29 protein-coding genes and 1 tRNA gene are annotated in these 26,447 nt (G+C 67.1%); 18 read left to right on the top strand and 12 right to left on the bottom strand.

Annotation, left to right across the window (positions count from 1 at the left end; translation table 11 throughout):
- The 17 genes from HMPREF1316_RS09745 to HMPREF1316_RS09660 all read left to right on the top strand — a co-directional run bounded on the left by HMPREF1316_RS09745 (position 1) and on the right by HMPREF1316_RS09660 (position 13,647).
- On the top strand, positions 1–1,338 hold the full coding sequence (locus tag HMPREF1316_RS09745) for a CpaF family protein (RefSeq protein WP_021726846.1): 1,338 nt from the start codon (positions 1–3) through the stop codon (positions 1,336–1,338).
- Complete coding sequence (locus HMPREF1316_RS09740) at positions 1,317–2,246, top strand: type II secretion system F family protein (RefSeq protein WP_021726891.1); 930 nt, start codon at positions 1,317–1,319, stop codon at positions 2,244–2,246. The genes HMPREF1316_RS09745 and HMPREF1316_RS09740 overlap by 22 nt, the downstream gene beginning before the upstream one ends.
- Positions 2,243–2,896, top strand: coding sequence for a type II secretion system F family protein (locus tag HMPREF1316_RS09735; protein WP_040652108.1), 654 nt, complete (start codon positions 2,243–2,245; stop codon positions 2,894–2,896). Before HMPREF1316_RS09740 ends, HMPREF1316_RS09735 begins: the two co-directional genes overlap by 4 nt.
- Positions 2,897–2,964: 68 nt before the next feature.
- Positions 2,965–3,141 carry a class III signal peptide-containing protein gene (locus HMPREF1316_RS09730; protein WP_198009656.1) on the top strand — a complete coding sequence of 59 codons (177 nt, stop codon included), beginning with the start codon at positions 2,965–2,967 and terminating at the stop codon, positions 3,139–3,141.
- A gap of 7 nt (positions 3,142–3,148) precedes the next feature.
- Positions 3,149–3,634 (top strand): hypothetical protein, encoded by a 486-nt coding sequence (locus tag HMPREF1316_RS09725; RefSeq protein ID WP_198009650.1) that lies wholly within the window; start codon positions 3,149–3,151, stop codon positions 3,632–3,634.
- A complete protein-coding gene (locus HMPREF1316_RS09720) occupies positions 3,600–3,836 on the top strand; it encodes a hypothetical protein (RefSeq protein WP_021726798.1) in 237 nt (78 codons plus the stop codon). The genes HMPREF1316_RS09725 and HMPREF1316_RS09720 overlap by 35 nt, the downstream gene beginning before the upstream one ends.
- A gap of 7 nt (positions 3,837–3,843) precedes the next feature.
- Entirely contained in the window at positions 3,844–4,302 is a 459-nt protein-coding gene (locus HMPREF1316_RS09715; protein ID WP_021726833.1) for a TadE family protein, read from the top strand.
- Positions 4,274–6,331: an SPRY domain-containing protein gene (locus tag HMPREF1316_RS09710; RefSeq protein WP_021726772.1), complete on the top strand. Its 2,058-nt coding sequence runs from the start codon at positions 4,274–4,276 to the stop codon at positions 6,329–6,331. Before HMPREF1316_RS09715 ends, HMPREF1316_RS09710 begins: the two co-directional genes overlap by 29 nt.
- Positions 6,332–6,335: 4 nt before the next feature.
- Positions 6,336–6,827, top strand: a complete 492-nt coding sequence (locus HMPREF1316_RS09705) for a hypothetical protein (RefSeq protein ID WP_021726830.1) — start codon at positions 6,336–6,338, stop codon at positions 6,825–6,827.
- Complete coding sequence (locus HMPREF1316_RS09700; RefSeq protein WP_021726782.1) at positions 6,824–7,153, top strand: DUF192 domain-containing protein; 330 nt, start codon at positions 6,824–6,826, stop codon at positions 7,151–7,153. The genes HMPREF1316_RS09705 and HMPREF1316_RS09700 overlap by 4 nt, the downstream gene beginning before the upstream one ends.
- The gene (locus HMPREF1316_RS13370) at positions 7,153–7,764 is read left to right on the top strand and encodes an FHA domain-containing protein (RefSeq protein ID WP_021726916.1); all 612 of its coding nucleotides are present in this window, start codon (positions 7,153–7,155) and stop codon (positions 7,762–7,764) included. The genes HMPREF1316_RS09700 and HMPREF1316_RS13370 overlap by 1 nt, the downstream gene beginning before the upstream one ends.
- A 91-nt stretch (positions 7,765–7,855) precedes the next feature.
- Positions 7,856–9,763 carry a DUF2207 domain-containing protein gene (locus HMPREF1316_RS09690; RefSeq protein ID WP_021726851.1) on the top strand — a complete coding sequence of 636 codons (1,908 nt, stop codon included), beginning with the start codon at positions 7,856–7,858 and terminating at the stop codon, positions 9,761–9,763.
- Positions 9,764–10,146: 383 nt separating this feature from the next.
- Positions 10,147–10,222 (top strand) — tRNA-Phe (locus HMPREF1316_RS09680).
- A 527-nt stretch (positions 10,223–10,749) separates the two neighbouring features.
- A complete protein-coding gene (locus HMPREF1316_RS09675) occupies positions 10,750–11,142 on the top strand; it encodes a hypothetical protein (protein WP_040652099.1) in 393 nt (130 codons plus the stop codon).
- 10 nt (positions 11,143–11,152) lie between these two features.
- Entirely contained in the window at positions 11,153–11,629 is a 477-nt protein-coding gene (locus HMPREF1316_RS09670; RefSeq protein WP_021726828.1) for a plasmid mobilization protein, read from the top strand.
- Positions 11,607–12,878, top strand: coding sequence for a relaxase/mobilization nuclease domain-containing protein (locus tag HMPREF1316_RS13365; protein ID WP_198009649.1), 1,272 nt, complete (start codon positions 11,607–11,609; stop codon positions 12,876–12,878). The genes HMPREF1316_RS09670 and HMPREF1316_RS13365 overlap by 23 nt, the downstream gene beginning before the upstream one ends.
- Before the next feature lie 4 nt (positions 12,879–12,882).
- Complete coding sequence (locus tag HMPREF1316_RS09660) at positions 12,883–13,647, top strand: hypothetical protein (protein ID WP_021726803.1); 765 nt, start codon at positions 12,883–12,885, stop codon at positions 13,645–13,647.
- Between the two features lie 157 nt (positions 13,648–13,804).
- On the opposite strand, the gene HMPREF1316_RS09655 is transcribed toward HMPREF1316_RS09660, so the two are convergent.
- Genes HMPREF1316_RS09655 through HMPREF1316_RS09600 form a run of 12 tightly spaced genes read right to left on the bottom strand, consistent with a single transcriptional unit; the run spans position 13,805 to position 26,072 of the window.
- Complete coding sequence (locus HMPREF1316_RS09655; protein WP_021726876.1) at positions 13,805–14,641, bottom strand: MuF-C-terminal domain-containing protein; 837 nt, start codon at positions 14,639–14,641, stop codon at positions 13,805–13,807.
- A gap of 27 nt (positions 14,642–14,668) precedes the next feature.
- Positions 14,669–15,667 (bottom strand): type IV secretion system protein, encoded by a 999-nt coding sequence (locus tag HMPREF1316_RS09650; RefSeq protein ID WP_021726873.1) that lies wholly within the window; start codon positions 15,665–15,667, stop codon positions 14,669–14,671.
- Positions 15,667–16,530, bottom strand: a complete 864-nt coding sequence (locus HMPREF1316_RS09645) for a hypothetical protein (RefSeq protein WP_021726850.1) — start codon at positions 16,528–16,530, stop codon at positions 15,667–15,669. The genes HMPREF1316_RS09650 and HMPREF1316_RS09645 overlap by 1 nt, the downstream gene beginning before the upstream one ends.
- A 16-nt stretch (positions 16,531–16,546) precedes the next feature.
- Positions 16,547–18,196: a phage tail tip lysozyme gene (locus HMPREF1316_RS13360; protein ID WP_051332990.1), complete on the bottom strand. Its 1,650-nt coding sequence runs from the start codon at positions 18,194–18,196 to the stop codon at positions 16,547–16,549.
- Complete coding sequence (locus HMPREF1316_RS09635) at positions 18,186–20,867, bottom strand: VirB4-like conjugal transfer ATPase, CD1110 family (RefSeq protein ID WP_021726908.1); 2,682 nt, start codon at positions 20,865–20,867, stop codon at positions 18,186–18,188. The genes HMPREF1316_RS13360 and HMPREF1316_RS09635 overlap by 11 nt, the downstream gene beginning before the upstream one ends.
- Complete coding sequence (locus HMPREF1316_RS13355; protein WP_021726777.1) at positions 20,860–21,315, bottom strand: PrgI family protein; 456 nt, start codon at positions 21,313–21,315, stop codon at positions 20,860–20,862. The genes HMPREF1316_RS09635 and HMPREF1316_RS13355 overlap by 8 nt, the downstream gene beginning before the upstream one ends.
- Positions 21,316–21,319: 4 nt before the next feature.
- The gene (locus tag HMPREF1316_RS09625) at positions 21,320–21,532 is read right to left on the bottom strand and encodes a hypothetical protein (protein WP_021726917.1); all 213 of its coding nucleotides are present in this window, start codon (positions 21,530–21,532) and stop codon (positions 21,320–21,322) included.
- 59 nt (positions 21,533–21,591) lie between these two features.
- Positions 21,592–23,577, bottom strand: a complete 1,986-nt coding sequence (locus tag HMPREF1316_RS09620; RefSeq protein ID WP_021726802.1) for a VirD4-like conjugal transfer protein, CD1115 family — start codon at positions 23,575–23,577, stop codon at positions 21,592–21,594.
- Entirely contained in the window at positions 23,578–24,333 is a 756-nt protein-coding gene (locus tag HMPREF1316_RS09615; RefSeq protein ID WP_021726895.1) for a hypothetical protein, read from the bottom strand.
- A 3-nt stretch (positions 24,334–24,336) separates the two neighbouring features.
- Positions 24,337–25,503, bottom strand: a complete 1,167-nt coding sequence (locus tag HMPREF1316_RS09610) for a helix-turn-helix domain-containing protein (protein ID WP_021726853.1) — start codon at positions 25,501–25,503, stop codon at positions 24,337–24,339.
- Positions 25,496–25,816 carry a helix-turn-helix domain-containing protein gene (locus HMPREF1316_RS09605; protein WP_021726904.1) on the bottom strand — a complete coding sequence of 107 codons (321 nt, stop codon included), beginning with the start codon at positions 25,814–25,816 and terminating at the stop codon, positions 25,496–25,498. The genes HMPREF1316_RS09610 and HMPREF1316_RS09605 overlap by 8 nt, the downstream gene beginning before the upstream one ends.
- Entirely contained in the window at positions 25,806–26,072 is a 267-nt protein-coding gene (locus HMPREF1316_RS09600) for a helix-turn-helix domain-containing protein (RefSeq protein WP_156901049.1), read from the bottom strand. Before HMPREF1316_RS09600 ends, HMPREF1316_RS09605 begins: the two co-directional genes overlap by 11 nt.
- A 159-nt stretch (positions 26,073–26,231) precedes the next feature.
- On the opposite strand from HMPREF1316_RS09600, the gene HMPREF1316_RS09595 reads away from it, so the two are divergent.
- Complete coding sequence (locus tag HMPREF1316_RS09595) at positions 26,232–26,447, top strand: helix-turn-helix domain-containing protein (protein WP_198009648.1); 216 nt, start codon at positions 26,232–26,234, stop codon at positions 26,445–26,447.

The raw sequence follows: 26,447 nt of genomic DNA, 5'->3' as shown, positions 1-26,447 counted from the left end.
ATGTCCCTGCTCGATATGGTTCGCGCGCAGGATGGGCAGGGTCCTTCGTCCGAGGGCATGGAGGCTACCGAGGGACGTGCGCGTCAGGCCGCGTTGCGCTCGCGGCTGAAGGAGGCGCTGGTGGAGCGCCTGGGCCTCGATGTGGTGGCACGTATCGCCACGGGACGTGACGTCGAGCGTTCCCGGGCAGAGCTTGCCGTCACCTGTCGTGCGATTCTCAACTCTGGTGGATACGAGGACGTTGCTGACGACGAGCGCGCGGCCCTGGTGAGACAGGCCCTGGATGACGTGTGCGGCCTTGGGCCCCTGCAAGGCCTGCTTGAGGACGATGCGATAACCGAGGTGGTCGTCAACGGGACGCACGGGCTCTTCTTCGAGCGGGACGGCAAGCTGTACACGGCACCGCTCGTGTTTGACTCGGACGAGCAGATCCTCACGGTGGTCGACAAGATCCTGGCGCCCTTGGGACGCAGGCTCGACCAGGCAAGCCCCATCGTGAACGCACGCCTTGCCAACGGTGACCGCGTGAACGCCGTGGCCCCGCCCGTCGCCGTGGATGGGCCGGCCATTACCATCAGGAAGTTCTCCAACCGCATCACGTCCCTTGACGAGCTGACAGCCCTGGGGTCACTTCCCACATGGTATGCGCGGCTGCTCTCGTGGGCGGTTGCCCTGCGCAAGGACATCGCCGTGGCAGGAGGTACGGGATCTGGCAAGACGACGCTGCTCAACGCCCTCTCCTGCGAGATTGGCCTCGAGGAGCGCATCGTGACCATCGAGGACTCCGCCGAACTGCGCTTCCGGTCCCATCCAGACGTGGTGCGCCTTGAGGCGCGTGCGGCATCGATAGAGGGGACCGGTGCGGTAAGCATTCGCGACCTGGTCAAGAACTCGCTGCGCATGCGTCCCGACCGCATCATCGTGGGCGAATGCCGCTCGGAGGAGACCATCGACATGCTGCAGGCCATGAACACGGGGCACGACGGCTCCATGACCACGCTGCATGCCGGTACCCCCCATGAGGCGATCCTGCGTCTCGTGCTCATGGCGCGCTTTGGCATGGATCTGCCCACCGATGTCATCGAGGCACAGATTGCGACGGCGCTCGACCTGCTGGTCATGAGCCACCGCCTGTACGACGGAACGCGGTGCATCGGCTCGCTCTCGGAGGTCTCGCCTTCGGATGGGGGTGGCGTGAGGCTGGCGACCTGCGTGACCTTTGACAGTGCGCAGCGCAGCTGGCACCTGGAGCACCTGCCGGCATTCGTGGACGCGGCGCTCACGGCGGGCGCACTGAGTCGTGGGGAGGTGGACGCATGGAAGTCGTCCGTCTCCTAGGGATCGCCGCCGCATCGTGGCTTGGCGCCTTCTCCCTTGTGGGCGCACTGGGCATGGGTGGGCACTCGCCCGCCCTGCGTGCGGCCCGTGTCCTGCGCCTGCTGTACCGCCTGCTGGGGCAGATGGCACGAACGCAGCCCGTGCGCTGGCTTCTGAGGCTCCCCTCGTGGCGGGAGGCCTCCGATGAGGTGGCGACGGTGCTCGGACGACATGGCATCGTCCTCGAGCGGGAGGAGGGGTGCGCGTTTCTGCTGGCCGCTGCGCTACTTCTGGTGGGGGTGCTCCATAGCCCGCTTGGCCTCGTTGCGGTGGTCGCCGTCCTCGCGGGAGGCATTCCCGCATGGCATGAGGGGCGCTGCCGTGCTCGTGCGAAGGAGCTTTCGCGCGAGATGCCCGAGGTCTTCCGCACGCTTGCGCTGGCACTGGGATCCGGGCAGACGCTTGCGCAGGCCATCGGATATGTCGGTACCCATGCCCAGGGACCGGCGGGCAAGGCGTTCTCGCGCTGCAGCCTGCGGTTGGGCTGTGGGGCGACGGTGGCGGAGGCCATCGAGGCGCTGCGGGGGGAGCTGGACACCCCAGGGGTGGGGCTGCTCGCCACGGCGCTGGTCGTCTCGCAGAGGACGGGCAGCCCGCTCAAGGGACTCTTTGACTATGCGGCGGAGCTGCTGGAGAGCCGCGGAGAGTCGGAGCGACTCCTCGCCGTCAAGACGGCCCAGGTGAGGCTCTCGGTACGCATCGTGACGCTCATGCCGCCCGTGTTGGTGGGCACCCTCGCCCTGCTGTCCGCCGACTTTCGCGCCGGTCTGATGACGATGCCGGGCATGGTGAGCCTGGGCCTTGCGACTGCCATGGACCTGTGCGCCATCCTCATCGTGCGCAGGCTCCTCGCGGGGGTGCTCTCATGAGCGCGGCGGAGATGGCATACCCTGCGGCCTGTGGCGTCATTGCATTCGCCTGCGTGTTCGTGCTCATGGGCACGCGTCCCGTACGGGGGAGACAGGCCGACTCGGGATGGGGGCATCGTGTGGACGAGGCGCTCCGGGACGTGGGGCGACGAGTGCCTGCCGTGCGCCGCCTGCGCGAGCGCGCCGCCCGTGCGCGTCGGCGCACGACGTGCCTGCGCGAGCTTCCCCAGATGCTCGACGTGGTCAATCTCGGGCTGCTCTCGGGCCTCTCGTTCGACGCCTCGCTCGAGCTCTACTGCGAGCACTTCCATACGCCCACTGCGGCCTCGTTCAGGGAGTGCCTGCTGAGCTGGCGCATGGGCACCTGCACGCGTGACGGGGCGCTTGCGTCGCTGGCCGAGGAGATGGACGTGGCGGCGCTCAGGAGCTTTGCCGCGACGGTGTCACAGGCGCTGACCTTTGGCTCCCCTCTGGCAGCGGCGCTGGAGCGACAGGCCCATGCCATCAGGGAAGAGCAGCGCAGCGAGCTCGAGGAGGAGATCGAGCGCGTCCCCGTGCGCATGCTCATCCCCCTGGGGACACTGGTGGTGCCGGCGATGCTGCTGGCGATACTGGGTCCGCTCCTTGGCGGGACCCTCTTGGCCGGTTAGGTGGGCGTGAGCGCCCATGGATGAAGGGAAGGGATATGGAACGTCTCAATCTCGTTGTGTGGGGTGCGATGGATGGGGTGCGACAGGTGCTTACGGAGGCACACGACCAGAGCGGCCAGGGGACGACGGAGTACGCCATCCTCGTAGGCGTGCTCGTGGTCATCGCAATCCTCTCGATCATCACCTTCAGAGGCAAGATCCAGGAGCTCTGGGATGCCATCGCCAGTGGCATCGGGTCGCTCTAGGTCGGGCATGGGTCAGGGAGGACACGGGCGCCTCACACGTCACAGGGCATGGGTGTTGGTTGGCATGCTCGTCGTGGTGGTGCTCGCCCTCGTGGCGAGGGTCACACTCATGCGCCCTGGTGCGGAGGGGGAAGCGGGCATTGCCTCGCCGTCGAGCGACTCCGACGGAAAGCCTGCCACCCCCGCCCCTGGGGATGTGGACGACCCCCAGCGCACGGGGTCTTGGAAGAGCGAGCGGACCCTTGGGCAGCAGGCCCAGAAGCTCCTCGCAGACTATCGCGACGAGGGACGCTGCGTCCTTACACAGGCCGGCTACATCGACCTTGCAGGAAGGGTCTGGAGCTGCGTGGTGACGGGGGACGGATGGGTTGACCTGTGCGTGGTGCGCGCCAACGAAGATGGTGGGAGTGACGTGAGCGTGCAGAGGATGGAGGCATCATCGTGGGAGGAGGAGGTCGATGCATCGAATGGAGCGGACGGGGACGTGGCATAGGCCGTTTCCGCGCGACCAGACGGGGCAGGCGAGCTTGGAATACGTCGTCGTGCTCTGCGCGTTTCTTGCAATGGTGGTGGCGCTCATTGCCCTGTGGAGGTGGCTCTCGGCGGGAGGGCTCTTGGGCACGGCCCTGGGCAGCGCCTCGCACTCGATTGATGCGGGACTGGTCGACGCATTGCAGGACGTGCTGCTCTTCTAGGGAGCGTATGGGGGAGGGGGGTCAGGCGACGGTCGAGGCGGCACTTTTGCTGCCTGCGGTCATGCTCGTGCTCGCCCTGGTCCTGGAGCCTGCGTGCATGGGCTACACCTATGCGACCATGCGGGCCGTGGCCGCCCAGACGGCGCGTGCCGTCGCAACGGACTACGACGGGAGCCTGGGCGACTGCGCACAGTATGCGAGACGTCGTCTCGCGGCCGTGCCCGAATTGGCGCCTTTCCATGTGGGAGGGGCCGAGGACTGGAACTGCCAGATGGCACGCGACGGTTCCCGCGTGACCGTGAGCATCCGGGGGCATGTGCGACCGCTTCCCCTGCTTGGGGTCGCCGCGTCGGCGTTTGGTCAGTCGGATGGCACGGGCGTGGTGCTTGAGGCCACCTGTGCCGAGCAGGTTCGAGCGGAGTGGGTGGGAGGCGGCTATGGCGAATGGCAGCAGATGTGGGGGTAGGGAGAGGCATGCTTCCCTGCTGCCCCGTCTTGACACGTTCATTGACGATGATGGGGGCTACACGACCGTCGCCGTCGCCTGCGCGCTCCTCGTCAGTCTGGCGCTCGTGTGCTCGACGGCGGCTGCCGTCTGGACGAGCAGCCGATCGAGTGACGTCCAGACGGTGGCGGATGCGGCTGCCATGTCGGGCGCGAATGTGGTCGCCGGCTATTCCACGGTCGCGCAGGTGCTGGATGCCTGCGTGCTCAGCATGGGGCTTACGGGTGCCTCGGTGATGGCTGCGGGCATGGTGGTCTCGGCCATACCGCTTCTGCAGGAGGCCGCACCGAGGATCTTGGACATGGGCCGGAAGATCCTGGATGCGCGGCGCAGCTTTGCCACGTCCGCCGCAGAGGGGCTCCAGAGGCTCGAGCGGGCGATTCCCGCACTCGTGGCGGCCAATGCCGCCTCGACGGCCTCGGCGAACTCGGGCGCATCGATGAGGTATGCGGGGACGGCCCTGCCCATGCCCCTGGACTCCCAGAGCGACTTCTCCTGTCTGGATGATGGGCTGGATGGAGAGGAGATGGAGCGGCAGGCCAAGGAGCTGCAGGAGGCCAGCGCCAGGAAGGCGGAGGCGGACAGGCGCGTCAGCGCCGCCAAGGAACGCGCCTGGCGTGCGGACACGGTGGATGACCCACTGTGCATGCGGAGCCGTGCCGAGAGCCTGGCAGGCCTCTCGGGAGCACAGAACCCCGCCTATCCGAGCGTTGCCGAGTGGCGCTTCGAGTATGCCCGCGCGCGGGCGGAGAACTACTACTACGTACGCTGGCAGCGTGAGGCGGCGTCTGGGAACACGCCAGACGAGCTGCAGAGGTCCTGTGCCCGCAAGGTGTTCTACCACTATGCGTGGGAAAAGGTGAGGGACGCCACCTGTCGTGAGGGCGATGATGTGGTCATTGACCTGCCTGATCTTCCCCATAAGGCCGACATGGTGCGTGAGACGACGCTCTGCACCGATCCCATCTGGCCCTGCACCGACGAGCCCGAAGGCAGGACGCTGCACGCCTCGTCCGTCTGTCCGGGAGCGACGGGGGCCCCTTCGGGCATGGCATCCCTTGCGGACGTCGATGCCGGTGCGGTGAGGCGCTGTGAGACCTGTCAGATGGATGTGGTGGCCATGGGCAACGTGGCCAACGCCTCCACGAACATCGACAATGGCTTCGAGCACTACTGGCGCGTGGTCGTCGAGGCATCCAAGGAGTACGCTGTGGCGTGCAAGGATGCCCAGCGCTACGAGCGAGAGATGCAGGAGAAGGCCGAGGGTTCGGCATCCGCCTTTCAGAAGGCGATCGACCTCTTGTCCGTTGATCGACCCAAGCTCACCCCGCCAGGCTCCTATGGGTGCATCGCCTTCGTGTGGCGTGGCGACACGGAGGTCCCCTCCCAGCTCACCTCTGCCTTTCTCGAGGAGGGAACGCTTCCCGCGGGCGTTGCCGTCGCGGGCGCCACCTTGGCGCCCGATGAGGCGACCGACGGGCACAATGTGCTCTCGAGCGTCTTCGACGGCCTGAAGGGAGACGGCCAGCCAATCGCACTCTCGCTGGTGGGAGGCATCACGGACCTGTGGGGCAGGCTGCTGGTGGGCTATGGGAGCTCCTATGAGAGCGTATCAGGCTCGGTGGATGGCTTCCTCGACGGCATAGGGGGCATGGGTGGCGAGAAGGTCGCAGGCTGGCTGAGGGACAGGATCTCCTCCATCGTGGAGGCAGGTGGGTTCGCCCCTGCGGACATGCGCCTCAGAAAGCCGGTGCTCGTCAACAGCCAGACCATCATGGACAAGGCGGGCAACAGCAGTGCGACGGAGCTGAGGTCATTTCTGGAATCGCTCCCACAGGATCCGGAGGGACAGGCAAAGGCCTGCCTCGGCCGCGCGCTCGAGGAGCTTGGCGGCGCGGAGTTCACCATCGCAGAGGTGCCCATTCCCGGTGTTCCCGGCATGAGCATACCCCTGACGATACGTCTTGACGACCTCTTGGAATCGGGGTGATCGCATGGATGGGACCCTGGGCGAGGGCTGGCGCGAGGGCGGGCAGATGACCGTCGAGCTTGCCGTGGTGTTGCCTGTGACCATCGCGGTGGTGCTCGTGGCCATCAACCTGCTGCGCTTTTCCGCCGCCTGCGCGAGCTTTGACCGCGTGGCGCTCGATGCGGTGGTCTCTCAGGGAGTGGCACCGGCAGGCGACCAGAACCGTGCGGCAGCGGTGGACGAGGTGAGGTCCTGCATCCAGGGCGCGCTCCAGGACGATGATCTTGCCGTCGAGGTGTCTGCCGAGCAGCTCTCCGGTGGCGCGGGTGACGTCAGCGGCGGCAGGGGCGTGGGGTTTCCCGTCTCGCCCCTGCTCACGCGCTTCACCTGCACCATGCACTACCGGCCATGGCCACAGGTCGACTCGTTTGCGGGGGTGCGCGTGGGGACGCCCCTCACCATCGACCATACGCGCTCTCTGGTGGTCGACCGATTCAGGGCGGGGGTGGTCGTATGAGTGCGACGGTCGTGCGGCACGTGCGGACGCCCACGTGGTCGGGGGACGTTCGTGTGCTCGACACCTTCAGCCAGCGGCTGCGGGGGCTTTTGGGCACCAACGCGAGCACCCTGCCCGTGCTCATATGCCGCTGCTCCTCGATCCATACCGTGGGCATGGGCTATCCCATCGACGTCGCGTTCGTGGATGGGCGGGGAGTCGTGTGCGGGGTGCACAGGGGCCTCATGCCGGGCAAGGTGGTGTCCTGCCATGGCGCACGGTGCGTGCTCGAGCGACCAAGCCACAGCGGTATTTGGGTGAGGGAATCGGAGAGATTGGAGTTCTGATGGGTGTGACATGGTCCTTTGGGACGCAGGCGGACGAGGGGGATACGACCTCCTCTCCGACGTCCGAGCAATCCGACCTGCGTGAGTTGCCGGCAACCAAGGTGTGCCCACGCTGCGGAGCGGAGCTCTTCAGCGACATGGGCGTATGCTACGAGTGCCTCTACGACTTCGACCGACCTCCCGTGGAGCCCTCGTTCGGCGTCGGTGTAGACGACCTGGAGGAGCCCGATGGCGTTTTCCTCCCGGCACGATCTGGTGGGAGTCGGACCGTGCGGAAGCAGGACACAGCCGCCCTATCGCCCTCTGCGGATCCGCATGGCCTCTCCCTGCTCGTGCGCGCGGCAGATGTGGAGCTGTCCGTTCCCCTTCCCCAGGGCTCCCTGATCGTGGGGCGCGACTCGGCATGCGACATCGTGCTGCGCCGCACGGCGGTCTCGCGAGAGCACGTCCGCGTGAGTCGGGAGGGGGGTGAGGTAATGGTGGAGGACCTGGGGGCGACCAATCCCGCGCGCCTGCGTGGGAGGAGCCTGCAGACGAGGGAGCGCCTGCGTGTGGGCGATACCCTGGATGTCTGTGGCACATTCCTCACCCTGCTGGGGCCCACGCGGTAACTGGGGCGCCCAAACGGCTGCGTCGCAACTCTGCTATATTCACGCGTACCTGTTCTGTTGCGAGTCACGGGGAGATGGTATGGTGCGACGCATGTCGTTTCGTCTTCGGTGGGTGCGGGTTGCCCTCGTCATGATGGCCATTGCGCTGGCTGCCATCCTTGCCCCCGCGCGGGCGTTGGCAGACGGCGACTACAGCATCGATCGTGTCGATATGGATGCGACCGTCAACACGGACGGCTCGCTCGATGTCAGCGAGACGCGCGAGTTCGACTTTGACGGATCCTTTCATGGCGTGTACTGGGAGATCCCAGAGGGGACGTACGAGGGCAGGACGATACGGGTCTCCGTCCTGGGCATCGGCGAGGTGAGGGATGGGACCCTTGTCCCCTTCAGGGAGTCCAGCGCCGGAGGTGATGGCACCTATAGCGTCACGCAGGAGGGCTCCAACGTGCGCATCAAGATCTACTCCGCGCATGAGGACGAGAAGGCCCAGTTTCAGATCAGCTACTCCCTGAGCAATCTGGCCGCGCGTTACGATGACACGGCGGAGCTCTACTGGAAGTTCGTGTCCGACGGATGGGACAAGGAGTCCCAGAACGTCACCTGCCGCCTCCACTTGCCCGTTCCCACAGGGGAGACGGTGGCGTCGGGCGACAACGTGCGTGCCTGGGGTCACGGCCCGCTGGACGGCACCGTGAGCTTCGATGGCAACGACGTCGTCTACCGAGCCCCTGGCGTGGGCACCAGCGAGTTCGCCGAGATGCGCGTCACCTTTCCGGCGGAGTGGCTCTCCGACACGCAGATCACCCCCGGCAGCCGGCTTGGCTCCATCCTGTCAGAGGAGCAGAGCTATGCCGACCAAGCAAACCAACAGCGTGCGCGCGCACGGATCATCAACTGGTCGTGTGTGGGCGTGGCAGCCGCATTTGCCCTGGCAAGCATCGTTATCGCCATCGTGCTGAGACGGCGTTACCAGAGGACGCACGCGCCCCTCTTCACCGATACCTACTTCCGCGACGTCCCCTCCCAGGACCATCCGGCCGTCATCGGCGCCTTCCTCAACGGTGGTGCGGTAACGTCCAACGAGCTCACGGCATCCCTCATGTGGCTCACCAACGAACGCAAGGTGCGTCTTGACGACACGGCAGCCAAGCACGGCTATCGTCTCACGCGCCTTACCGACTTTGGCGTGTCGGGACCGAGCCAGTGGGGCGTCGTGGATGACGGCACGCTGGACTTCCTCTTCAGGGACATCGCCCCGCACTCCTCTGCCGGTAGCGATCGGCTCCTGGATTTCGACGAGGTGGAGGTCGTCGCCAAGCACGATGCGAAGGCGTATTCCAATGCCTGGGACAGGTGGGTGGCAACCGTGCGGGGGCAGTGCGACCGCCGCGGCTTTATGGTGGATGACCGTCCGACGGGCAGGGGCGCCCTCGTGGGCATCGGCATACTTGATGTCCTCCTCTGCCTTGTCTCGGTCATCCTCATCGCGAGTGGGACCCTGATGGCCCAGCTGGGTGTCCTCTCCCTCGTTCTCCTCCTGGCAGGGGGACTCGTCTGCTTCCTGTGCGCCCGTACGCTTCGCAGCCTCTCGCGCGAGGCGGTGGAGATCCAGGCGAAGTCCAAGGCGCTCAAGCGCTGGCTCAAGGACTTCACGCGTCTGGGGGAGGCCGTTCCGCATGATGTGGTGCTGTGGAACCGCCTGCTGGTCATGGCCGTGGTCCTTGGTGTTGCGGACGAGGTCATCAAACAGCTGCAGGTGGCCGCCCCGGAGCTGCTGAGCGACCCCACGTTTGCCCCGGTGTACGGCTGGTACTACTACGGTGGCGTCTATGGGTCACCTGCCCGGGTGTTCGACTCTGCCGTCTCATCGGCCCATCAGGTGAGCACGGCAGCCCTCGCATCCTCTTCCAGGAGTTCCGGCGGTGGCTTCGGAGGTGGCTTCTCCGGCGGTGGTGGCGGCGGCTTCGGCGGCGGTGGCGGCGGCGGGGCATTCTAGCGTCGGATTGCATCTGGAGAGTTTGAAAAGGGTTGATGCGCGAGCTCAGCGCAACGCCCTGATCTGATTCCATGATTCTGCAGCTATCGACACGCCACCGCGTGGCCTTGAGTCCGCCCCCGTGGGTGGGAACGCCGTTGTAGACTCCGTGTCGGGGCGTCGTGTTGGATCCGGTGCGCATGCTCCGCCGGCCCGCCGACGAACTCGCCGCCGTTGTCGGCGGGCATGGCGTCGAACATGAGCCGCATGCCCGGGTCGCCCACCGCGGCGCCGAGCGCCTCCTGGGCTTGTAGCCGGCCTTCCTGCGCAGCTCCATATTCGAAAAAGAGCGTTGACGTCCACCAAATCTTTGCTACACTTAGCAAGCTGCATAGCAGCATGTCGGCTGGGTAGCTCAGTTGGTAGAGCAGGGGACTGAAAATCCCCGTGTCAGGGGTTCGATTCCCTTCCCCGCCACCACCAGAAACACCCGCCCACCTGCGAAGAGGTGGGCGGGTTCTTTTTTGCGCAACGGCGTCCTGGTGCCAGGCGGGGGCATGCGCAACGGCATCGGCGGCGCGCATGCCCGAACGTGTCCCCTCACTATATTGATATATGCGATTATATATTGATATTATTCATAATATCAGAAGAGGGGAGCACAGGACCTACACATGGGACCCGGGAGGTCCACCTCCTCCCAGTGGGACGGATCCCCACGTCGGAGTTTACAACACCGCTGCGCCGGGGATTTTAGGGGTCCCCTATCCTCGCGCCATTGAAAACTCCGACGTGGGGATCCGTCCCACACCGGATGAATAAGTTGGTATAGAATCGTGGGTGGCGAAGGGAAGCAAGATTCGTGGTTTGTACGTACGCCCCTTGGGGCGTACGTACAAACCACCGGCTGCCGCGGCAGCCGTCTTGTCCCGCCCGAGTCGGGCGGGAGACGCGCATATGAGTTCTGTTGCGCGCCAGAAGGTCGTGACGGAGAGGAGGGCCAAGCGATGAGGCCCAGTGACGAGGGGGGCGAGGTGGCTGATACGCGCGCCGTGGGGTGCACACTCCCGGCCATCGGGCGCGTCCGAGACGCGGAACTGGCGCGGGGGGACGGCCCCAAGGGCGCAGGGCGAGAGGGACAGGGGGACGGGAGCGCCAGCCCCCAGGAGGGAGCGGCCATGGGCTATCAGTATCACGTCGCCTACGTGTGCCTCAGCCGCAGCGGCGGCATCGGCTTCGGGTCGGTGGAGGTCTCGCGCCCGTCTCCGCTCGCTAGCCCGGGCGAGGTGACCGAGATGGGAGAGGACATCGCGCGCGACCAGGGGCTTGAGAGGGCGGTCGTGCTGAACGTGGTCAGTTTCGGCCCCGTCACCGGGCCAGCGGGCGGCGTGCGTCTTTGAGGAGGCGGGCATGGGGAAGTCCCATCGGCGGACCGAGCGGTGCTACGTCCGCATGACGCCCGAGGAGCACAGGGAAATCAGGTGGGCGGCCGCGGAGGCCGGCCTCACCGTGAGCTCCTTCATGCGCCTCTCGGCACTTGCGGTGCACCGCGCGGGCGTGAATGGCGCAGACCTCCGGGGTGGCACGACAGTGCTCATCCTCGACCATGGAACCTGGCATGGCATCCAGCGGGAGCTCAACCGGTGGGGCGTGAACCTCAATCAGGAGGCGCGCGCGGCAAACACGATCGCCCACGTCCTCAGCACGGCCACCCTCAACCTCCCGCCTGACACCGTCGAGTTTCTGTCACGGCAGGCCGAGTCCATAGGCCAGCAGGCCCAGGAGAGGGGGAGGCGGCTGGACTCCATCGTCACCATGCTCGAGGGGCTGAGGGGGACTCCCACGCTTAAGATGGATGATGGGCATGCCCGTCCTAAAGTCCATTAGTGGCCATACCTCCTGCCGTGGCGTGATCCGCTACCTCACGAAAGAGGGGAGGGAGCTCGCCCACGACCTCATCAACCTGGTGGAGCCATGCGACGACGTGTGGGGGAAACGCCCCGTCTGGAGGCAAATGGACGACACGCGCGCGAACTTCGGTAACGACTCCGGACGCGGCTCCCTGCGCTGCCGCACGTACGAGCACTTCATCCTCTCTCCCGACCCCCTCGACGTCGTGAGCCTCGACACGCTGCGGGAGATCGCATGCGGGTGGGCGAGGCAGAACTTCGGGGACTACGAGGTCGCCATCTACTACCACGACGACAACGAGGCACACATCCCCCATGCCCACGTCATCGTGAACAACACCAACCTCGTGACGGGCAGGCGCCTCGCGCCGACCCTCACGAGGAGGGCCAACGCCCGGATGTTCGACGACCTGCAGGCCCGTGCCCGACGTCATGGGCTCCGCGCGTTCAAAGAGGGGAGGGGACAGGGGCCACGGGGCAATCGTTCACGCGGATCGCGCTCCATGGCCACGCGCGAGATCGACTCCTCCGGACGCTACTCATGGGTCGAGGACATACGTCGCCGTGTCGGCTGCGCCGTCCGTATGGCGAGGAGCGAGGATGAGTTCAGGATGGCCTGCGCACACATGGGGGTGAGCGCGGAGATGGCCCAGGGTCGCAACCATGGGGACTTCGTCTACTCCCTCGATGGGCACAAGGCATGGCGGATAACGGGCCACAGGTTGGGCCCTTCCTGGACGCGCTTCTCCGTTGTCCGCCGCATCGCGAATGCCCGCGCCGGGCGCGTCCCCGTGGTTCCCGATCCCGTGCGCGAGGCGCTGGTGAGGGCGATGGCCGGCCTCTCGCGGGGAGGGGGTACGCCCCCGGAGGTGATTGGCGTCACCCATGACATGGGCATCTCTGCCCGGGACGTCTCCGACCTCCTCGACCTCTGTGCAAAGGAGGGGGTCCGCTCCATGGGAGACCTGCGAGATGCCGCAGTGCGAGCCCCCAAGGGGAGCCGTGGCAGGGTCTCGCACCTCGTCGAGGTGGCCAGGGCCATGGATATCCTGCCCGAGGAGAGGCCGTCGGGGTCGGAAGGGGACGGGACGCGCGTGGGCCATCCCGTTGAGGGACGAGGAGGGCATGGCATGGACCACGGCCATGCCGTCGTGGACGAGGACGCGCGACAGATGGCCCCCGAGGTCATGACGGGCGGGAACCGCGCGCGTGAGAGGGGGCGGTGAGGGCATGAGGATACTCGTGCGCTATGAGGATGGGAGCGGTGAGGACATCAGCACGTCCGATGCCACGACGCTGGATGCCTTCAGGGGTGACTTCCGGGACGGCAGGTCTGCCAACATCGCCACGCGCTTCGTCCCCCGGCTCGACCTCATCGAGAGCGAGGGGCTGCGCATAGACATCTACTGGTACGACGTGCGCGAGGACTCGCAGACGACCACGACGCTCGTGCGGGAGTATGACCGCCGGGTGTCCGACCTGGCCCTCGAGGAGGGTCGCGTCTGGCACGTCATCCCCCCCGAGAAGGTGGCCCGCATCGTCTCCCTGGACATAGATGGCTTCTGGAGGATGAGAAGGATGTTCGGGTGCCTCGTTGACATGGAGCACTTCGAGAGGGAGCGCCGCGTGTGGCTGGGATCCGGGGCAAGCGGGAGGCCGCTCGTGGCCCAGGTGGTAGACCTGCACGAGGCCATCCGCCTCTCTAGCCAGGGGACGAGGGGAGGAGAATGGGACGACGAGAGGATTGCCGGGAGCTATGGCTGGCCTGTCATGGCCTATGAGCGCGTGCTTGCGGCGAGGCAGGGGGAGTGTGCAGACAGCCCGGCGGGGGTCTCGTCGCCCAACTACGCTGCCGCCGTGGCGCGATGGCGGGCCCGGAACCGGGACGGTACGATGGCGGAGGCATACCGTGCACTTCCCTTTGCGATGGACACCATCAAGGAATCCTGGGATGCGGCGGAGGATCTTGCCGAATCCTACACAGATTCTTCATGAAAGAGCCCTGTCGGCCTCGCCGAGGCCGGCAAGAAGTAATCTCGACAGTATCCGAGGGAGGATGGCCATGATTGTCGTGAAGATCATCAAGGTCCTGTGGAGGCTCTTCTGCAGGATATAGCACATATATGGGGTAGCCGGTGGCGGCGCGATGGGCTCAGCATCGGCCGCCGTCGCGTCCCTCGCACTCGTTCGCGATGTCCCCGAAGCTGTACGTCCGCCGAGGCGCGGCCACTCGGCCTGACGCAGGCGGCGCACTCACCCCTATGGACCCGGTTCGATGTACAATGCCATCGAGGCCCTCGAACGCCCCGAGGCATCGTGTCCCCGGGACACGGCGAGGGTCTCCCTCTATCCTGTCCCACTGCCTGGCATCGACGTAGAGGATGAGGCCGAGGTCGGCCGCCCTCCGTATGTAGTCCTCCAGATGGTCGCGCCCATAGACGCTCGTCATGAAGTTCGACGTGACGTTCTCGAAGCGATACTGCCCCGTCCCGTTGGGGAGCAGGTAGGCAGAGAGGGGTATGCCGTCCACGTCGTAGACGTCGAGCATGGCGACTATCCCCCTGTGGGTGAGGTTCCCCCGACGGTCGCGCTGCGGACTGTCGAAGACGAGCCATGGGCGCTCGAGCTTCTCGGGCACCTGGAGGAACTCGCGCAGCGGTATGCCATGGTGGTGCAGGAGGTCGTCCTTCTCGGCCATCTCCGCCCTGACGTGCGACTGGGTGTGCAGGATCGGCCTGTCCTCGAGGCCGACGGCCCTGAGGGTCGGCGGGGTGTGACCGCTCACCAGCACCGCGTCATACGGCGATGCCGACCCGTCCAGGGCGGAGGCGACCTCGCGGCCGAAGCGCAGCCACTCGGCGCATCGCCTGCTGTAGGCGAGGAGGGCCTCATCACTCGCGGGGCGGAACCTCTGCCTTGCGGGGCGGGCCACGCTGTCCTCGTACCGCGCTATGGTGGCGCGGGCGTCCTCCCTCTCGCGTTCCCTCATGCCCTCACCTCTCCTTCCTCCACGCTACTACCCACCGAGGATGTCCCTTGCCCATGACCCGCTCTTGATGATGCCGAAGGTGAAGAGCAGCAGAAGAACGACGAGCTTGAGGGGGGCGGTGAGGACGGCGACCAGGCTGTCCCCGGCCCCGACGTTGATGTCGCTCACGAACACGCCTGCGAGCATCGGGAAGCATGCGATGATGAAGGCGATGATCACGCCCGCCAGGCAGACGGAGACGTAGTTCTTGAGGAAGCCGATCCCCATCTGCCGCGTGTACTCGCTCCCGAGGAGGGCGAGGGGTATGGGCGACAGCATCGTGTATATGTAGAGCTGGAGCGCCCTTGCGTACGTCATGAACTGTGCGACGAGGAACGCGACGAGTGAGAGGACGAAGCACAGCAGGCAGACGAGCAGGACCGGCACGGCGGAGCCGGAGGTCAGCGTGAGCCCGTCGGCTCCGCTGGTGAAGTCGACGGTGCCCGTGAGGCTGCCCATCTTTTCGATGATGCTGCCGGCCGTGTCAAAGACGGCGATGAGGATGTCCGCCGAGTTCGTGATGAGCCACGAGAAGATCGTGAAGAAGACGGCCAGGGACAGCACCTCCCTCACCGTGGGCATCGTGGCCGATCCGTCCACGCGCTCGCTTATCTTCACGAGCTGGGTGAGCATGACGAGGGCAAGGACGGATCCTGCGATCGGCTTGATGACGGAGTTGTTGACTGACATCATGAGCTGATAGATGGCAGAGTTCGTCCCGAAGAGGTCCGCGAAGTGCGTGAGGACGAGTCCCGAGCCGGAGATGCTGTTGCAAGTGTCGACGGTCGCGTTGAGGAGGCCCCTGGCCCACCCGCCGAAGAGGAGCTCGGCGAACCACCCCGCCGGATCGCTTAGGAGGTCGGCGGCGAGGGCGGGAGTGGGTGCGGCAACGGCAAGCACGAGTGCCAACCCCGCGAAGGCGATCAGGAAACGCGTCAGGCGGAGTCTCCTCGCGGCTTCCGCCATGCGCGGCACGGACCTGCTCATCAGTTGCCTCCTTCACTTACGGACACGGTCTTGTCAGAGAGGTTGATGGTCACCGTGAGATGGGTACTTGCCTGGTTGTCGAGCGCATATACGAGCTGGACGCTTCCCATCCCGTCATCCGTGCTGTAGTCGAAGTAGGCCGTGCAGAGCCACGTGGCGCTCGTCGCGGTGGGGTAGTGCGCCGACGCGTAGTCGTTGATTGCCTCGACGATGTCCTCCTTCTTGCAGCCCACGGAGTCGCACCAGGAGTCATCCGGCACGCCTACCGAGATCCTCCCGCTTGGCTCCGCCATGTCATACGTCTTCGCGTTGGTGAAGGCGTCACAGCTGAGCGTCGCCGTGCCACCGTCGAACTGCGGCTGCGTGAGGGTGCCGATATAGGACCCATCCGGCGTCTCGATCGAGAAGGTCGTGACCTTGCTCTCGACGACCTCTCCCGTCTCTGTGGTCTCCCTCGTCGTCTTCGTCGAGGTTGCCGTGATTACGTAGGCGGTGAGGGTGGTCGTGCCCTCCCTGGTCTCGCGCATGCAGCGCTCGGAGAAGGAGAGCGTGAGCGTCTCGGAGAGCGCCGTCCACTCATGGGCGGTGAGGAGTGACACGAGCTGTCTCGTGCCATCCGGGTAGCTCGCCCTGAGGGCGAGCGCCGCCTCGGGGAGCCTGGCGTCCGCCTCGTCCTCGTCGCTCTGCTGCTGGCTGTCCATGGCGTCCGGCTCGGCGGCTGCGCCTGCTTCCCCACTGCTGGCCGAGGACGGGTGGATGGCGCGGCATCGGGCCACCGACCCCGCGACGATTGCGAGCATGACAGCGGCCGTCCACAGCGCAAGCCTTCTGTGCCCCTTGAGCACGCGTATGATTTCCTTCATCTTCGTTCCCTTCTGCCTACTGGGAGAGGTCGGTGCCACCGAGCCATCCCCAGCGCGGGGTGACCGTCGTTCCGTAGTAGGCGATCCAGCTGTCCAGGCTCTGGGTGGTTATGGCCCCGACGTTCTGCATGACCTGGCCGTTGCCTATGTATATGCCGACGTGCCCGTAGGCCCGCCCCGCGGCGGTGTGGCTGTGACTCGACACGGCGATAATCATGCCGGGCCTGAGATCCGCGGGGTCTGAGCTCGTGCACCACCGTTCGTACATGTCGCAGGCGTTTCCCGACCACGTGCCGATCCCCGCGTTCCTGTAGACGGCCGACACCCACGCGGCGCACCATCCCGCGCCGGGGCTTGGCGTGCTGCCGCAGGCCGAGAGGATGGCCTGCTGGCGGGGGGATGTCTGCCCGCCCGCGGTGCCTCCCGCCCTTGCGTTGAGCAGGGAGAGGTACTCACGCGCGTACTCTATGCGCCGGTCGAGGTGCGCGAACTGCCCGTTGGCGGGCCTCTCGTAGCAGGCCATCCAGGAGTAGGTGGCCCTCGTCACGTCACCATCGGTCCTGAACTCGTCGGCCGTGTCGTAGCCGCTTCCGGCATAGCCCGGGCAGTTGCTGTAGTAGCCAGAAGCTGCGAGGGCGGTTCCCCAGCGAGCGCCATAGTAGCCGCCGCCACTACGGGAGAACGTCCACTCCATCTGCGTCGCGACGTCCGACCAGACCTTTCCGTTCGCGGCGGCCCAGTTCCTGAACGCCCAGTACTCGCCGGTGCCTGGGCTGGTGGACGTGTACTGGAACAGTCCGCACGCACGCTCGTAGGCATAGTTGAACTGTCCGTCCATGACCACGTCGGAGGCCGGGTCCATGCCGCTCTCGGCCCTGAGGTTGCCGAGCACGGCCGCGATGGCCTGGTTGGAGAACCCGTATCCCTGTAGGGACCTGGCCACCTCGGCCTCGACGCCGGTGAGCGAGCCCACACCCGCCGAGGTGGGGGAGGAGGACGCGCCCCCGACGGCGGACGCCAGGACGGCCACGACGATCAGAAGGCCAATGACGGGGAGCAGGATGGGCGCGACGGCCTCCAACAGCGTCGAGGAGGCGGTCGCGAGGAGAAGCTTGGCCTTCTCGCCGACCGCCGCCCTGCCCACCACGCCTCCCGCCTCCTTGGCCGTGGCGGATGCCCCAGCCCGCGCGACGTCACCTGCGATCCTCCTGTTCCGCACGTCCTGGACGGCCTTGAGCCCACCGGCACCATGCGATCGCGACGGCACGGGCGCCCCCGCGCCGCCCGCGAGGGGTCTCCTCCGGCCCCTGAGCACGCGTCCCGCGGGCCCGTCACCCCCTTCCGCCGCTATCGTCCCGGGCGGTGCCGCGGTTGGGAGGGGGGACGGAATCCCGTGGGTGGATGGGCTACGGGTCGCAGTGCGCCCGGCGCGCGCCCACCTCCTCGCAGGGGACGCAATCGCCTTCCCGGCGGTCCTCGCCGCGTCGTCGCCCGCCTCATCACGTTCCTCCGACAGGGCTGGCGAGAGGGCCTCCTCGAGGAGCTTCCCACGCATGGCGGCGGTGTTTATGATGCTCTGGGCGAGGCTCTTGGACTCGGAGGAGGTGCGGATGAGGTCGTCGGCCCTGAGGCTTCGTGTGTGTCGTATGGGGAGGCTATCTTGCACGGCCTGCCTGCCTCAGCCCGGCGAGCCTGCGGGCGTACTCCTCCGGGCTCGTGTCGAACATGTCATAGAGGTCGTTGCCGGTGGGGAAGTCATCCGTGATGGGGACGCGCGCGGCGTCGGCGATGAGCAGCCCCTGACCGGGACGGCAGGTGTCGTCTATCGCCTCGACCTCGCGGTCCGAGAGACCGCGGGACTCGGCCCAGAACGCCCTATCCGCGTCCGGCTGCCTCAGTAGGAGGAAGAAGCCGCTCTGGTTGAGGATGGCGCTCGCCTCCTTGTGGTTCGCTATGGCGGTGGCGTCCTGCGTCATGCCGGTCATGATGCCGCCGAACTTGCGACTCTCGCGCCACAGGCGGGCGAGGTAGGTGATGATGGCCGGGTGCTCGAAGAGCGACTGGACCTCGTCGATGTATATGTAGGTGGGGACTCCGCGGGAGTAGTTGTAGAACATGCGGTTGCGTTGGGCCTCGAGGGTGGCGAGCATGACGAAGACGCGCATGTCGGCGGGAACGTCCCTGGTGTCCCATGAGATGATGCGGTTCGTGTAGTCGATGTTGCTCTGGTGGTTCAGGAAGCTCATCGGCCCCGAGACGAAGCGGTCGTATACGACGCGCAGCTCCAGCGCCTCGGAGCGCCCCATGTCCCCCGGCGTCTCCTCGAGCATCCGGCAGAAGTCCTCGAGCGTGGGTGCCGCATCCGGCCCTGATCGCTCGTGCGCCTGGCGGTAGGCGGCGTCCACGGACCTGGAGATGACGGTGCGCTGCTTCATCGACAGCGCCTCTCCCCCCTCGGCCATGATTGCGCTCGTCATGGCCGAGATGGCGTCCACCTTCCCTGCGAGGGCGGCCGGCCAGGAGAGGCCCTCGGCGTCCGACATGTCGAAGGGGTTGATGAAGATCCTGGCGTCGGGGCCGAGCCTGAGCTCCTGGCCATGGTTCGCCGCGGTGAGGTACTCGTACTCCCCGGTGACGTCGTTGATGTTGATCTCCGAGCGTGGCTCGGAGAGGATCGTGTTCTCTATCTCGCGCTTGACGGCGAAGGACTTGCCTGACCCCGACATGCCGCAGATGAAGCCGTGGGGGCTCATGAGGGCCTTCCGGTTGCAGACCACGAGGTTGTTCGAGATGCGGTTCTGCCCGTAGTATCCGCCGCCCTGCTGGTCGAGCTCCTGGGTGGTGAACGGCATCATGATGGCCGCCTCGGCGGTTATGAGGTCGCGGTAGACGTTCACGTGGTTGTGCCCGAGCGGGAGGACCGTGTTGAGGCCCTCGCGCTGCCTGAGGTCGAACGTCGAGAGCGGTATGCCTGCCGCCTGCGCCGTCCCGATGATGTTCACCACCTGCTCGTTGAGCTGGTCCCGCGTGGGGGCGTAGGTGTACACCACGCCCGACATCAGGTAGAGGTGCTGCTGGCCATGGAGGAGGTAGTGCAGCAGCTTGTCGTTCTCCGAGGTCATCTCCTTGAGCTCAGGGGGGATGAGGGTGTAGTCGTATCCGCTCCTGAGGGCGCGCTGCTGATGGTCGATGGTCTCCTTCTGCACCCATGCCGCCTGCTGCTTGACCATCTGCACGGCCTTCGTGGAGTCTATCGGCTGCAGGTTCCAGCTCACCGCCATGGGGATGGCGAGGTCGAGGAGGTCCGATATGCAGCGGTCCGTGAGCTCCGACGAGAAGGACTCCCTCATCACCAGGACCTGGCACCACATGTCGTCGGACCTGAAGCACGTGGCGTCCGGCCCCGCCGGGTGGAAGTCGAGCGTCTGGGGGCAGACCCAGTCCTTGGCTGTGAGCGGCGAGTGGATCGAGAGGTCGCGGTCGTAGTCGAAGTCGAAGGGCTTGCCCGGGCGGGTGAGGCTCGAGATGAGCTCGAGGCGCGCGCGCCCGTCGAGCACCGACGGCATGGAGCGCACGGAGGCGAGCTCCTGCCTGACGTGGCTTCGGGCGGCCGCGAGCTCGCGGACGGCGTGGTCGGGATCCGGCGCCTCCACCGAGTACGTCACGTAGAGGCCGCGCCTCAGGTTGGAGCACCCCTCGCGCAGCTTGTCGTTGAGGATGCGGTTGTACTGGATCGCGAGCCCCGCGTTGTCACCACAGCTGTCGGGATCGAAGAACCTCCTCCTGCCGATCTCCTCGGGGGGGAGGGGCGTGTTGGTGATGGTGTACTGGACGAGGTTCGAGGCGCCGAACCAGTCCAGCAGGCTGCACATCGACTTCCAGGTGCCCGTCTGCGAGTCCTCGCGCGCGGACTGGTAGCTCACGTCGGTGAAGCGCATGGTCTCCGAGTAGAGGCCCTCCTCGACCTCGCAGATCCCGTCCCTGAACATCCGGTCGAACCCGATCGCCCCGTACACGTCCCTGGCACGCGCACGTGCCGCCCTCTGTCGCCGGGTCCGGTCCGAGAGGGCCTTGTCGCGGTCCCTGAGCTGCTGTGCGACGCTCTTGTAGCGCCGCGCGGCATCGGCCGAGGCCTTCGCGCTCTCCCTCTTGGAGGCCCTGATGGCCTCCTGCGCGTCGCGTCTGGCCCTTCTGAGCTCGCGCAGCGCGGCACGGCGCTCCCTGAGGCTCAGGCGCAGCCGCGAGGCGTTCGTGGCGAGCATCTCCCCTGCCCTCTTGCGGAGCTCGTCCGAGAGTGGCGTCGGCCCCCCGGCCGGCGTGGTCGTGTCCCTATCCATGTTCCTCTCCTCGATGGCCTTGGCTTGGTTCCCAGAGCTCGATGCCCCGCTGGTGGCGCGCGAATCGCAGGTAGCCGTGCCGCCACGGGGACTCGTCCTCGGCGGCGTCCTCGTGGCCGCCGAGGAGCCCCCAGGAGCGGTACCGCTCCGCGTTGTCGTAGGAAAGGCGGTTCGTGGGCCTGCCCTGGCGCCACCAGAGGGGCAGCCACTCCTCGGGGGTCATGCCCGAGGGGCGCCAGAAGGCGAGCCCCCAGAAGGGCATGGAGGCCGCGTAGACGAGGAAGGAGACGTTGTCGTAGGGGATGCCGAGGACGAACCAGAAGTAGCACCCGAGGCCCACGGCGACGCCCACCGCAAGCGCCACGCACGAGAGCGTGCGCGAGGACAGTCCCGCGACAATCTTGGGCCTGTACTTGGTCAGGTCCTTGTGTACGGGGGAGGAGAGCATCGCCCTAGCCCGCCCAGCTCGTGTCGAGGCTCTTGAAGTAGATCGCCGCGCCGGCGATGATGGCGCCGCCGACGATCGCCGCGATGGCCTGATGGAGCCGGGCGCCCCCGGGCCCGTCCGAGCCCGCGAGACCGAGCTGCACCACTCCGAAGACGATGCCGGCTCCCCCGAGGAACCCGACGCCTCCCGCTACCCTGGCCAAGACCTCATTAAGCATGTCATGTTCCTATCTCATAGTTGCCATGTCTGAAAACCGATTGCCCTCGGGCCGTCTCCCTACGTCATCGCTCCTCCTCCCTCGTATTCGCGCGAGGACCAGTAGGCGTCGGCCCATCTCGCAGCGGCCGCCCCGGTGGGGCGCCCGGCGGCGCGCCATGCCACGTAGTCGAAGTAACGGGCCCCCTTCGGTGCGCGGCCGGGCCGGAACATGTAGCGATCGTCGTAGAGCGGGTGCTCCCACACGGCGGACTTGGCATCCTCTATCACGGGCTCGCCCGCGAACCTCACGAGGGCGCGGTCGCGGGCGAGCCCCATGATCTCGTCGGGGGTGTAGACCGCGCGGCCGATGACGTCCCTCCCGCGAGAGGTGGTGGGGAGCAGGGTTCCCGGCGTGGTGTTGGAGCTCAGCTTGGTGATGGTCCGCGTGCCGAACTCCTCGGAGAGGGGCTTGGCGGTCGCGAGGGAGGTGGATCCCGAGAGGTAGAGGAGGGTCGTGCAGCATGCCCGGATGGCGTCGGAGTCATGCTCCCCATAGACCTCGACGAGCTGCGAGAGGTCCTGCAGGATCACCGAGATCGAGATGTTGCGGCTGCGCACCGTCGAGATCATGCCCGGGAAGTTCGGCAGCCTGCCTATGTTCCTGAACTCGTCGAAGACGAGGTGGACGGGACGGGGCAGGCTGCCCGTGGTGGCGTCCGCATGGCGCACAGGGAGGCTGGCGGCCTGCCAGGTGACGAGCGCTAGGAGCGCGTTCAGGCTGGTGTCGTAGTCGCTCGTGATGATGAAGGTCACCCGGCGGCGCTCGCCACACCCGAGGTGCTCGAAGTCCATGTCGTCGCGTCCGTTCTCGGAGGCGAGGATGCCCAGCACGCCCTCCTGGTTGATCTGCGCGAGCCTCGTGTGGATGGAGATGAGGAAGCTCCTGAGCGTACGTGCGGCGCCGCTGTTGAACTCGTGCCAGAGCTCCAGAGTCCTGTCCTCGGACGTGGTGAGCCCCACGCGCGCCCTGCCACCGGCGTCAACCCATCCTGCCGCACGCACCCCATCGCGGCGCACGAGCCTCGATGGGACCAGGTCGCCCTGGCGCGGGCGTGGGGCGCCTCCCGCGAGCGCGGGAGGCTCCTCGGCGGGCGCGCGGCCGGTCTCGATCTGCCCCAGGAGCACCTCGAGCGGGCAGGGCCCACGGTGGCCCTCGTCGTCGATCTCGATCATGTCTATGACGTGGATGACGTTCGCCATGGTCAGGTTCTCCGGCGGGAACCAGTCGTAGAGGAGCGTCAGGGCCGTCTCGAGCAGGAGCTCCTCGCCATTGTCCCAGATGGGCTCCCTGCTCCTCCTCCCGCCGTTCGTGTTGTCGATGATGGCCCTCGCCACCTTCGGGATGTCCGCGTGGCCGCGGATCATCGCGAAGGGGTTGAACTGGTCGCTCATGCCCTGGTCGACGGTGTTGAAGACCCGTATGTCGCAGCCGGCCTCGGCGAGCGCCTGGCCGCAGCGGCGCAGCGTCATCCCCTTCGTGTCGGTGACGACGATGTCCTGGTCCCCGAGCTGCAGGACGTTCGGCTCCACGAACCTCGCCGTCTTTCCCGAGCCAGGCCCCCCGATGACGAGGACGTTGCGGTTGGGGAGGGCCCGCCTGACGCCGGGCGACTCCGAGGTGGCGATGCCGAGGTGCCTGGTCAGGATCGTGTTGTTGCGGGGGTCACGCGTGTCCGCGAACCCGCGCCCGTCCGACAGCCTGCCGCGGCGCGCGCTGCCATACTCCCTGCCGGAGAGGGTCTGCGCCCTCTCGTCGAGGCCGAGGGACGCCACGACCCAGGGCAGGGAGAACCCCACTATGCCTGCGAGCAGGGCGATCGGCGCGTCCGAGACGTGGAGGGGGAGCGCGAGGATGGCGGACGGGAGCCGGAGGGTCGCCACGAGGGCCGATGACGGCCCTCCCAGGGCCTCCACCAGCTCGCCCCATCGGTCGCCGAGGTAGGCGAGTGCGAGGGAGGAGGCGGCCGCGGCCGCGACGATCCTGGAGTGTCGCTTCCCGCCCATCTATCGGGACCTCTCGGTGGGCAGCGCCGTGGGCACCGCGCGTGCCATGTCATGCTCCATGGAGGCGGCCATGCGCGCCGACTCCCGCTCGCACTCGCTGGCGACCTCCTCGAACGTGTAGTCGCGCCCCCCGCCGCCTTCGGGGGTGGGTCCCTCCGTGCCGCGCCCCTGGTCCTCCACCCCGCTCTCGACGGGGCCGTCATGGGTGCCGTCCATGGCATCGAGCTCGTGTCGCAGGCCGTCGGCCATCTCCCGCAGGGCGTCGGTGCCGCGGCCGTCCGCGTCCATGTAGAGGACCTCCGAGGTCCCCTCGCCGACGACGCAGTCGACGCCCCGCATGCGCATCTGCTCCGATATCCAGGCCGCGTCGGCGGGGTCGCCCACGTCGTAGCGGATCGCCGCCCTCGACGTGGCACCCGCGCGGTGCAGGTCGAGGTATCCCGCTGCCTCCCGATGGGCGTTCAACAGGGCGTTCGCCTGGGCCACGGTCGGATTGCTGCCGAGGGAGGCGACCTCCTCCGGGTCTATCTCGCCGCGTCCGACCAGCCTGTCTATGAACGCGACCTGGCGTTCCGTGGCGGGACGGGTGCCCGTCCCGCCTTGGGCCACGGGCCTGGCCCCGGCATGGGCCCCCTCCTCCCGTCCGGCGCGGGCTCCCGCCTGGCGCCTCGTGTCGTACTCCCTGCGCAGCCTCAACAGCTCACCCATGAGGCGGGTGGCCCGGTCGACGCTTTCCTCTCCCGCGTCTGTCGCCATGTCCTACTCCTCCACTTCCTCGTCCTCGAAGATGACGCCCGTGCCCGCCTCCCTGCGGACGGACTCCATCGCCTGCTCCCTCGTCATGCCCCTGCCGCCGCCCTGGGCCACGTAGGAGACGGCGTGGCCGGGGGCCGACCAGACCCAGTCGCCCTCGGCGGTCCGCCCGAGCGTCACGACGGGGCGGCCGTGGCGCCTGACCTCGACGGCCTCCCGTGCCCTCCGGTCCGCGGCGTCGTCGCAGGCGGCGGCGACGAACTTGTTGTCCGCCCCCTCGTGGAGCCAGGACGCGAGGGACTTGACGGGGAACCGTCCCGTCCGGGCCCTCAGGTCGTCGAGCCATCCGGAGTAGGAGCGGTAGGCCGCGAGGAGCACGTCCGGCGTGAGCCGCCGCCCGAGCGCCTCGCGCCAGGCGTCGAGCGCCTCGCCGCGGTCCGAGGCCTCGAAGCCCGGCTTCGGCTTCCGCCGGTTCATGGACCAGAGGAGCGCGAAGGCACGGCCCTCCTCGCCTGTGAGTGGCCGTGGGGCGTCCCCGTCCTTGTCCTTGTTGTTTCTAACGCTAGGACTAGGACTAGGAGAGGCGTTGTCGAAAAGTGCCGTTTCGCCTGTTGTGGCGGGGTGTTTCCCAATGTGACCCTCGGTCACATTGGCATCTCGGTCACATTGGGAATGTGACTCTCGATCACATTGGGAGGGCCCAATGTGACTCCCGGTCACATTGGGGGCGCCGCCGCTGTCGAAAACTCCCCCCTCCGCCGCGCCGGGACGCCCGCCGCTGTCGAAAACCCCCTCCGGCGCTCCGCCGAGCTGGGCGGCGGCCCTAGGGCGGAGCCCCCTCACGGCGCGGTCGACCGGGGGCTGGCAGGTCGCCCACACCTTGACGGGGATCCCGCCGTGAGACCCCTGGGCCCTGCCGCAGACGTAGACCAGCCCCTCGTCACCCAGGCGCCTGAGGGCGCGGTTCACGGTCTCGCGCCTCAGGCCGAGGGACGCCGCCAGGGCCGAGTTCGAGGCGTAGAGGCCGCCGAGGCCGTGGGCCGTCACCTGGTAGACGAGGGCGTAGACCATGAGCTCGGGCCCCGGCGCCAGCGCGAGGCCGTCCCCGGACCACATCCACTCGTGCACGACGACCGAGAGGCCGTCCTCGACGGCGGTGCATCCGTCATCCATGCAGTCCCTCACCTCCCAGCAGGTCGGAGAGGTCCACCGAGTAGCGGCCCGGGAGCGGGCCGCCCGCCTCGGGCGCCCCCTCCGCCATGGGCCCGCCCGCCGCGTCGGCGACCACGCCGACGTAGGCGAGGAACGCGGCGGTGTTGACGCGCCAGCGGCCGCCCACCTTGCCGGCCCTGATGGCCCCGCGCCTGCAGAGCCGGACGATGGTCTCCTCGGACACGGCGGCGATGCGCGCCGCGGTCGCCGGCCTGATGAGGGGTGGGAGGCCGAGGAGGTCGCCAGTGGTCATGGTCGGGATGTCATGTGTCATATCCGCCACCCTCGCCAACGGTGCCGTCGTCTGGGGCTGAATCGAGGAAGGAGTCGATGAGCTCCTCCACGGTGATCCCGAGGTAGTCGGCAAGCCTCTTGCTCTCCTTGAGGTAGAGGGGGCTTTCGCCCCTCAGCTTCCTCCTCAGGGTCCAGGTCGAGCTGATGCCCAGGAGCGCCGCAAGGTCCTTCCTCTTCGTGCCCCGCTCGGCACAGCGGGCAGCCACGTATCCCTCGAGCGTCTCTATCTCCTTCATGGGAACCACCCCGGTGCGCACAATCCTAAACTGGCTTAGCTTCTGTCACGATGATACCTCAATTCATTGAGGATTGGACGGACTTTCTTCGTCCATGGAATGCCCTAGAATGGGAGGTGACCCACCATGGGCACCCGCACGGCGAAGAGAGGACATGGCATGGACATAGGTCGCGCCATCAGGGACAAGGCGAGGGAGGCTGGGGTCACCCAGGCGGAGCTGTGCCGGGCGACCGGCCTCTCCGATGGCTACATGTCGATGCTCATGAACTCCAAGATAGACGACCCCCAGGTCAAGAAGGTCCATGCCATAGCGCATGCGATGGGGTGCACCGTGGACGAGCTGATCGCCCTCGCCGAGAGGTACGGGGGGTGA

It is taken from the genome of Olsenella profusa F0195, assembly GCF_000468755.1.
In the GTDB taxonomy this organism is placed as follows: domain Bacteria; phylum Actinomycetota; class Coriobacteriia; order Coriobacteriales; family Atopobiaceae; genus Olsenella_F; species Olsenella_F profusa.
This window is presented reverse-complemented; position numbering and strand designations above follow the sequence as displayed.

Bases quoted from the DNA above. Each gene is read 5' to 3' on its own strand.
- HMPREF1316_RS09745 (WP_021726846.1), top strand. From the start codon at position 1: ATGTCCCTGCTCGATATGGTTCGCGCGCAGGATGGGCAGGGTCCTTCG.
- HMPREF1316_RS09740 (WP_021726891.1), top strand. From the start codon at position 1,317: ATGGAAGTCGTCCGTCTCCTAGGGATCGCCGCCGCATCGTGGCTTGGC.
- HMPREF1316_RS09735 (WP_040652108.1), top strand. From the start codon at position 2,243: ATGAGCGCGGCGGAGATGGCATACCCTGCGGCCTGTGGCGTCATTGCA.
- HMPREF1316_RS09730 (WP_198009656.1), top strand. From the start codon at position 2,965: ATGGATGGGGTGCGACAGGTGCTTACGGAGGCACACGACCAGAGCGGC.
- HMPREF1316_RS09725 (WP_198009650.1), top strand. From the start codon at position 3,149: ATGGGTCAGGGAGGACACGGGCGCCTCACACGTCACAGGGCATGGGTG.
- HMPREF1316_RS09720 (WP_021726798.1), top strand. From the start codon at position 3,600: ATGCATCGAATGGAGCGGACGGGGACGTGGCATAGGCCGTTTCCGCGC.
- HMPREF1316_RS09715 (WP_021726833.1), top strand. From the start codon at position 3,844: ATGGGGGAGGGGGGTCAGGCGACGGTCGAGGCGGCACTTTTGCTGCCT.
- HMPREF1316_RS09710 (WP_021726772.1), top strand. From the start codon at position 4,274: ATGGCGAATGGCAGCAGATGTGGGGGTAGGGAGAGGCATGCTTCCCTG.
- HMPREF1316_RS09705 (WP_021726830.1), top strand. From the start codon at position 6,336: ATGGATGGGACCCTGGGCGAGGGCTGGCGCGAGGGCGGGCAGATGACC.
- HMPREF1316_RS09700 (WP_021726782.1), top strand. From the start codon at position 6,824: ATGAGTGCGACGGTCGTGCGGCACGTGCGGACGCCCACGTGGTCGGGG.
- HMPREF1316_RS13370 (WP_021726916.1), top strand. From the start codon at position 7,153: ATGGGTGTGACATGGTCCTTTGGGACGCAGGCGGACGAGGGGGATACG.
- HMPREF1316_RS09690 (WP_021726851.1), top strand. From the start codon at position 7,856: ATGTCGTTTCGTCTTCGGTGGGTGCGGGTTGCCCTCGTCATGATGGCC.
- HMPREF1316_RS09675 (WP_040652099.1), top strand. From the start codon at position 10,750: ATGAGGCCCAGTGACGAGGGGGGCGAGGTGGCTGATACGCGCGCCGTG.
- HMPREF1316_RS09670 (WP_021726828.1), top strand. From the start codon at position 11,153: ATGGGGAAGTCCCATCGGCGGACCGAGCGGTGCTACGTCCGCATGACG.
- HMPREF1316_RS13365 (WP_198009649.1), top strand. From the start codon at position 11,607: ATGCCCGTCCTAAAGTCCATTAGTGGCCATACCTCCTGCCGTGGCGTG.
- HMPREF1316_RS09660 (WP_021726803.1), top strand. From the start codon at position 12,883: ATGAGGATACTCGTGCGCTATGAGGATGGGAGCGGTGAGGACATCAGC.
- HMPREF1316_RS09655 (WP_021726876.1), bottom strand. From the start codon at position 14,641: ATGAGGGAACGCGAGAGGGAGGACGCCCGCGCCACCATAGCGCGGTAC.
- HMPREF1316_RS09650 (WP_021726873.1), bottom strand. From the start codon at position 15,667: ATGAGCAGGTCCGTGCCGCGCATGGCGGAAGCCGCGAGGAGACTCCGC.
- HMPREF1316_RS09645 (WP_021726850.1), bottom strand. From the start codon at position 16,530: ATGAAGGAAATCATACGCGTGCTCAAGGGGCACAGAAGGCTTGCGCTG.
- HMPREF1316_RS09635 (WP_021726908.1), bottom strand. From the start codon at position 20,867: ATGGATAGGGACACGACCACGCCGGCCGGGGGGCCGACGCCACTCTCG.
- HMPREF1316_RS13355 (WP_021726777.1), bottom strand. From the start codon at position 21,315: ATGCTCTCCTCCCCCGTACACAAGGACCTGACCAAGTACAGGCCCAAG.
- HMPREF1316_RS09625 (WP_021726917.1), bottom strand. From the start codon at position 21,532: ATGCTTAATGAGGTCTTGGCCAGGGTAGCGGGAGGCGTCGGGTTCCTC.
- HMPREF1316_RS09620 (WP_021726802.1), bottom strand. From the start codon at position 23,577: ATGGGCGGGAAGCGACACTCCAGGATCGTCGCGGCCGCGGCCGCCTCC.
- HMPREF1316_RS09615 (WP_021726895.1), bottom strand. From the start codon at position 24,333: ATGGCGACAGACGCGGGAGAGGAAAGCGTCGACCGGGCCACCCGCCTC.
- HMPREF1316_RS09610 (WP_021726853.1), bottom strand. From the start codon at position 25,503: ATGGATGACGGATGCACCGCCGTCGAGGACGGCCTCTCGGTCGTCGTG.
- HMPREF1316_RS09605 (WP_021726904.1), bottom strand. From the start codon at position 25,816: ATGACACATGACATCCCGACCATGACCACTGGCGACCTCCTCGGCCTC.
- HMPREF1316_RS09600 (WP_156901049.1), bottom strand. From the start codon at position 26,072: ATGAAGGAGATAGAGACGCTCGAGGGATACGTGGCTGCCCGCTGTGCC.
- HMPREF1316_RS09595 (WP_198009648.1), top strand. From the start codon at position 26,232: ATGGACATAGGTCGCGCCATCAGGGACAAGGCGAGGGAGGCTGGGGTC.